This is a genomic window from [Clostridium] cellulosi, assembly GCF_036762875.1.
GTDB lineage: Bacteria > Bacillota > Clostridia > Oscillospirales > Ethanoligenentaceae > Ruminiclostridium_D > Ruminiclostridium_D cellulosi.
In genome coordinates, this window is the sequence record NZ_JBAIZF010000022.1 from 1 (window position 1) to 3,394 (window position 3,394).

3 protein-coding genes are annotated in these 3,394 nt (G+C 43.6%); 1 reads left to right on the forward strand and 2 read right to left on the reverse strand.

What is annotated here, in order from left to right; all coding sequences use genetic code 11:
• Positions 1 to 225 precede the first annotated feature (225 nt).
• Positions 226 to 1,167: an NAD(P)-dependent oxidoreductase gene (locus V6C21_RS06515; protein ID WP_479268624.1), complete on the reverse strand. Its 942-nt coding sequence runs from the start codon at positions 1,165 to 1,167 to the stop codon at positions 226 to 228.
• A 295-nt stretch (positions 1,168 to 1,462) separates the two neighbouring features.
• On the opposite strand from V6C21_RS06515, the gene V6C21_RS06520 reads away from it, so the two are divergent.
• On the forward strand, positions 1,463 to 1,735 hold the full coding sequence (locus V6C21_RS06520; RefSeq protein ID WP_034840943.1) for a hypothetical protein: 273 nt from the start codon (positions 1,463 to 1,465) through the stop codon (positions 1,733 to 1,735).
• Between the two features lie 77 nt (positions 1,736 to 1,812).
• Here the strand turns inward: V6C21_RS06520 and V6C21_RS06525 are convergent, their stop codons facing one another.
• Positions 1,813 to 3,087, reverse strand: coding sequence for an adenylosuccinate synthase (locus V6C21_RS06525; protein WP_479268625.1), 1,275 nt, complete (start codon positions 3,085 to 3,087; stop codon positions 1,813 to 1,815).
• Between the last annotated feature and the right edge of the window lie 307 nt (positions 3,088 to 3,394).

Here is a 3,394-nt window from a genome sequence, read left to right on the forward strand (position 1 = left end):
GGTTTCTCCACCGCCCGTTTTTCCGCGGCGGGATATTTATTATATCTTATCCCGCTTCGTTTGTCAATACACAATTTCTTGCCATATTTTCATCTTCTATCTGCTCTTTCGCAGGACGTTCAGTCTACCATATTAAACTGAACTTTGCAAGTGTTTTATTCTGGATAAGAACTTATTGCATCCTATTAATATATAAGATAATCCACGCCTTAAATGTTTCAGTTATTAGTTTACGAGGTTTTCCGGTTTACCGTTTAGATAGGATTTGATATTTGAGCAGACAATCTTGGCCCTTTTATACATGGCTTCGTTTGTTGCAAAACCGACATGAGGAGTCGCTATGCAGTTCTTTGCAGTAAGCAACGGATGATTTTCTGATATTGGCGGCTCGCTCTCGAACACGTCAACGGCTGCACCGGCTATGTCACCGTTATTAAGTGCATCTGCCAGCGCTTTGCTGTCAACTATAGGTCCGCGGGCAGTGTTTATCAGTATGGCATTCTTCTTCATCAAGGCTATTTTCTCTTTGCTTATAAGTCCGACTGTCGATGGATTCTGAGGAACATGGATGGAAACGATATCGCAGGTTGAAAGAAGCGTGTCCAAATCCGTAAAACGAACACCGTCGATAGACTTTTTTGTGCGGCTGTAGGCATAGACTTCGCAGCCGAATGCTTGAGCTATTCTGGCGACTCGCAGGCCGATAGCCCCTGCCCCTATTATGCCGAATTTCTTGCCTTCAAGCTCCGAGCCTATAAGTCCTGCTCTTGTACCGCCGTGTCGTATGGCCTCATTGCAGGGGATAATGTTTCTATATAAGCTGATGATAAAACCGAATACCAAATCTGCAACTGCAGCAGTAGAATAACCGGCGCAGTTTGAAACCTTAATGCCTCGAACACGGCAGTAATCCATATCAATATGGTCGCAGCCTGTGAATGCCACGCAGATATATTTGAGCTTCGGGCATTTCTCCATAACCGCTCTCGGATATTTGATGTTTGTAAGGACTACAGCTTCCGCATCTCTGCTTCTTTCAATCAGCGTTTCAATATCTTCTTTTCTCGTATTGTAATAGACTTCCGCTTTATCTGCCACCGCTTCCTTCAACATAGCTGTCAATTCTGTGTCGGGAATCCCGAGCGGCTCTAAAATTGCTATCTTCATAATGACTTCTCCTAATCTGTTATGTTTTATCATTCCATATGCAAATACAATAATATATATTTTTTTAGACGCCGTCAAATTCGATTTTATATGTAGGTTATTTGATAAATTTACTCAAAAAAAGCGGGTGTTCATAAATGAACACCCTAGCAGAGATTAAACTACCAAATTTAGTATAATAGTATCTCTGCTGATAATATTATGTGAATTCACATGCTCCATATACAAATTTTTTGAACGGATTTATAAATTACAAAAGAATATAATATTAATGCAGCGTACAAAGGAGGCTGTTATGGAAAAATTATATATAGATACTCCAAACGGAAGAAAGCCTATCGAACCGAAAGTTGCAGAAAAATATAATCTCGAAAAAGGAATAATTTCCCCGTTTACCAGAGAACCACTGACCGGTAAAAATGGCGAGTTTCCCTCTATGACCAGCATTGAGAAAGACGAAAAAAATAATGGAGGCAAACGTATCGAAAACGAAGAGGAAAACGTTATGATGTCGACATCGGAAGTTCTTGACTTCGCGCAGGCTTCTGACTCCACTACTGGAAGCTGATTATTATTGTTTGATATTTTCGATAAATTAAACAAAAACGGCGCCGGGAATGAATCCTGACGCCGTTTACTTATTACTTATCTTTCGATATTTTGGTCTCTGCCCGGACCTACGCCGACCATTGAGACTCTGCAGCCTATAAGCTCTTCGATTCTCTGAATATAGTTCTTCGCGCCCTGGGGAAGTTCGTCGAAGCTGCGGCAGGCGGAGATATCTCCGTCGAAGCCTTCAACCGTCTCATAGACCGGCTCACATTCGGCGAGTTCTTCAAGCGTCGGCGGGAAATCGTTAGTTATGCTGCCGTCGGGCTTCTTGTAAGAGGTGCAGATTTTCAGTTCCTTTATGCCGGAAAGCGTATCGAGTTTGTTGATAGCTATACTCGTAAGGCCGTTTATGCGCACAGCATGACGGACTATAACAGCGTCAAACCATCCTGTACGGCGCGGTCTTCCCGTTGTAGTACCGAACTCGTGGCCACGATTGCGTATCTCGTCGCCCTGTTCATCGAGAAGCTCCGTCGGGAACGGGCCTTTGCCGACCCTTGTAGTATAAGATTTGGCAACACCGATTACTTCTTCAATGCAGGTCGGGCCTATGCCTGTGCCTGTTGCTGCACCGCCGGCAGTCGGGTGTGATGAAGTCACATACGGGTATGTTCCGAGGTCAATGTCAAGGAGTGCACCCTGCGCACCTTCAAAAAGCACTTCTTTACCGGCCTTGATTGCTTCATAAGCCATAACCGATACGTCAGATACATACTTTGCGAGTCTCTTGCCGTAAGCGGTATATTCTTCTATAATCTTGTCCGCGTCAAGTGCCTTGCCTCCGTAAACATTGACAATGATCTTGTTTTTAAGGGCACAGACAGCAGCAGCCTTTTTCGCAAAAATATCAGGATGCACAAGGTCATATATGCGTATACCGGAACGCTCCGCCTTGTCCATATAGCAGGGGCCAATTCCGCGGCGCGTAGTGCCAATATCTGAGCTACCCCTTTCTTTTTCCGAAAGGCCGTCAAGCTCAATATGCCAGGGCATTATTACATGAGCGCGCGGGTCAATATGTAGATTGGCACAAGAAACACCACGGGATTCAAGGCCGTCTATTTCTTCCAAAATCACTTTTGGGTCTACCACAACACCGCAGCCTATAAGGCAAGTGGTCTTCGGGTAGAGTATTCCTGACGGGATGAGGTGCAGCTTATAGACCTGACCGTCTGATTCGACAGTATGTCCGGCATTGTTGCCGCCTTGGCTGCGTACTACAACATCGGCGCGTGAAGCCAGAATGTCTATTATTTTACCTTTTCCTTCGTCGCCCCATTGGGCACCAACAACGACTTTTGAAGGCAAATCGAAAACCTCTTTTCAATCCTATGTATTTGCCCTGTTTTTACATTTTTAGGATAATGTAATCTGACACGTAATGCTCAATTTGCGTCGAAGATTCAATAAAAGCAAGACAACGTAAGTTATTATAACAAAATAAATCATATTATTCAACAAAAACATTGCATATAAATTGCTTAATAGTGTAGGTTTGTCAAAGATATGTTACACCGAGGGACAAAAAATCATGCAGTACCTTTTTAGGTGACTGCCATTTAAGCGGACGCATAGGAAAAGCATTATATTTACGGTTATGAACAGCCAGTTGAGC

Coding starts and splice junctions, on each gene's coding strand:
- V6C21_RS06515 (WP_479268624.1), bottom strand. CDS start 1,167: ATGAAGATAGCAATTTTAGAGCCGCTCGGGATTCCCGACACAGAATTG.
- V6C21_RS06520 (WP_034840943.1), top strand. CDS start 1,463: ATGGAAAAATTATATATAGATACTCCAAACGGAAGAAAGCCTATCGAA.